At 50.7% G+C, this 2,703-nt stretch carries 2 tRNA genes and 2 rRNA genes (1 of these 4 running past the window's edge); all 4 read left to right on the top strand.

Annotated features, from left to right (window positions below):
* Positions 1 to 185: 185 nt before the first annotated feature.
* Positions 186 to 1,685: ribosomal RNA gene (locus QUA07_RS29505) — 16S ribosomal RNA — on the top strand.
* A gap of 116 nt (positions 1,686 to 1,801) precedes the next feature.
* Positions 1,802 to 1,875 (top strand) — tRNA-Ile (locus QUA07_RS29500).
* Between the two features lie 93 nt (positions 1,876 to 1,968).
* Positions 1,969 to 2,041 (top strand) — tRNA-Ala (locus QUA07_RS29495).
* A gap of 192 nt (positions 2,042 to 2,233) precedes the next feature.
* Positions 2,234 to 2,703 (top strand): 23S ribosomal RNA (locus tag QUA07_RS29490) (it continues 2,433 nt past the right edge of the window).
* Together the 16S and 23S rRNA genes with 2 tRNA genes alongside form the textbook arrangement of a ribosomal RNA operon.

Here is a 2,703-nt window from a genome sequence, read left to right as displayed (position 1 = left end):
CTGAACCTAGAAAAAAGAATAGTTTGAAAGCTTAAAGCACTATTAACCTCGTCAAAAAAATCAAGATAGAGAGTAAAAGCGAGAGCTGATATTTAATATCGCAAACAACGAGAAAAAAGTCAAGGGAAAAAAACCAGCCTTGGTGCTGAGTAGAAAGAACTTGACTATAGCCAAAAGAACTCAACAACACGGAGAGTTTGATCCTGGCTCAGGATGAACGCTGGCGGTCTGCTTAACACATGCAAGTCGAACGGAGTAGAAATACTTAGTGGCGGACGGGTGAGTAACGCGTGAGAATCTGCCTTCAGGACGGAGACAACAGTTGGAAACGACTGCTAAGCCCCGATGTACCGAAAGGGAAAATATTTATAGCCTGAAGATGAGCTCGCGTCCGATTAGCTAGTTGGGGGGGTAAAGGCCCACCAAGGCGACGATCGGTAGCTGGTCTGAGAGGACGATCAGCCACACTGGGACTGAGACACGGCCCAGACTCCTACGGGAGGCAGCAGTGGGGAATTTTCCGCAATGGGCGAAAGCCTGACGGAGCAAGACCGCGTGGGGGAAGAAGGCTCTTGGGTTGTAAACCCCTTTTCTCTGGGAAGAAAGTTGTGAAAGCAACCTGACGGTACCAGAGGAATCAGCATCGGCTAACTCCGTGCCAGCAGCCGCGGTAAGACGGAGGATGCAAGCGTTATCCGGAATGATTGGGCGTAAAGCGTCCGCAGGTGGCAGTTCAAGTCTGCTGTCAAAGACCGGGGCTTAACTTCGGAAAGGCAGTGGAAACTGAACAGCTAGAGTATGGTAGGGGCAGAGGGAATTCCTGGTGTAGCGGTGAAATGCGTAGAGATCAGGAAGAACATCGGTGGCGAAGGCGCTCTGCTGGACCATAACTGACACTCAGGGACGAAAGCTAGGGGAGCGAATGGGATTAGATACCCCAGTAGTCCTAGCCGTAAACGATGGATACTAGGTGTTGTCTGTATCGACCCGGACAGTGCCGTAGCTAACGCGTTAAGTATCCCGCCTGGGGAGTACGCACGCAAGTGTGAAACTCAAAGGAATTGACGGGGGCCCGCACAAGCGGTGGAGTATGTGGTTTAATTCGATGCAACGCGAAGAACCTTACCAGGACTTGACATGTCGCGAATCTTTTGGAAACAGAAGAGTGCCTTCGGGAGCGCGAACACAGGTGGTGCATGGCTGTCGTCAGCTCGTGTCGTGAGATGTTGGGTTAAGTCCCGCAACGAGCGCAACCCTCGTGTTTAGTTGCCATCATTAAGTTGGGCACTCTAAACAGACTGCCGGTGACAAACCGGAGGAAGGTGGGGATGACGTCAAGTCAGCATGCCCCTTACGTCCTGGGCTACACACGTACTACAATGGTAGGGACAGAGGGCAGCCAACCCGCGAGGGCGAGCTAATCCCGTAAACCCTGCCTCAGTTCAGATTGCAGGCTGCAACTCGCCTGCATGAAGGCGGAATCGCTAGTAATCGCAGGTCAGCATACTGCGGTGAATCCGTTCCCGGGCCTTGTACACACCGCCCGTCACACCATGGAAGTTGGCCACGCCCGAAGTCATTACTCTAACCTTTCGAGGAGGAGGATGCCGAAGGCAGGGCTGATGACTGGGGTGAAGTCGTAACAAGGTAGCCGTACCGGAAGGTGTGGCTGGATCACCTCCTTTTAGGGAGACCATCTGATAGTCGACCGAACCTAAACAATAGGTCGTTGTCAGTCATCCCTGGTCGTTCGAGGAATAGATGTCAAAGCTTTCAAACTATTAACTGGTTCGGAAATCGCGGGCTATTAGCTCAGTTGGTTAGAGCGCACCCCTGATAAGGGTGAGGTCCCTGGTTCAAATCCAGGATGGCCCACCTGGAAAAAAAGTGATGAATTGTCAGTAATGAGTAGTGGATAATCAATGATTAATTCAGGACTCATAAAATCCAAATCAGAACTTGCTTAGTGGGGGTATAGCTCAGTTGGTAGAGCGCCTGCCTTGCACGCAGGAAGTCAGCGGTTCGAGTCCGCTTACCTCCACTCTCACTAACTGTAACCAACTACAAAAGCATAGAAATCAGCACCTAGACTATCGAGAGTGAAAGTCGGAATGCTGGAGTCTAGAACTCTAGTCAGAACCTTGAAAACTGCATAGAAATTAAGTCATCAAAGCGTGTCAGTCATCCGAGCAATTGGAGCATCTGACAAGCGACCACCATGAAAAAATCAAGTGGTCAAGTTACAAAGGGCTAACGGTGGATACCTAGGCACACAGAGGCGAAGAAGGACGTGGCGACCGACGATAAGCTCCGGGGAGCTGGAAGCAAGCATTGATCCGGAGATGTCCGAATGGGGCAACCCAGTAAGCATCAGTTGAATACATAGACTGATAGCGGCGAACCCAGCGAATTGAAACATCTTAGTAGCTGGAGGAAGAGAAAGCAATAGCGATTTCCCAAGTAGTGGTGAGCGAACGGGAAACAGCCTAAACCAGAGGTTTTTACTTCTGGGGTCGTGGGACAGTCAATTAACGTATCTTCAAGCTAGACAAAGCAGTTGAAAGCTGCACCAGAGAAGGTGAAAGTCCTGTAGTCGAAAGTAGAAAAGAGCGTGACTGTATCCCGAGTAGCACGGGGCCCGTGAAATCCCGTGTGAATCAGCGAGGACCATCTCGTAAGGCTAAATACTACTGTGTGACCGAT

This window comes from Microcoleus sp. T3_A4 (genome assembly GCF_036700465.1).
In the GTDB taxonomy this organism is placed as follows: Bacteria; Cyanobacteriota; Cyanobacteriia; order Cyanobacteriales; family Microcoleaceae; genus Microcoleus.
This window is presented reverse-complemented; position numbering and strand designations above follow the sequence as displayed.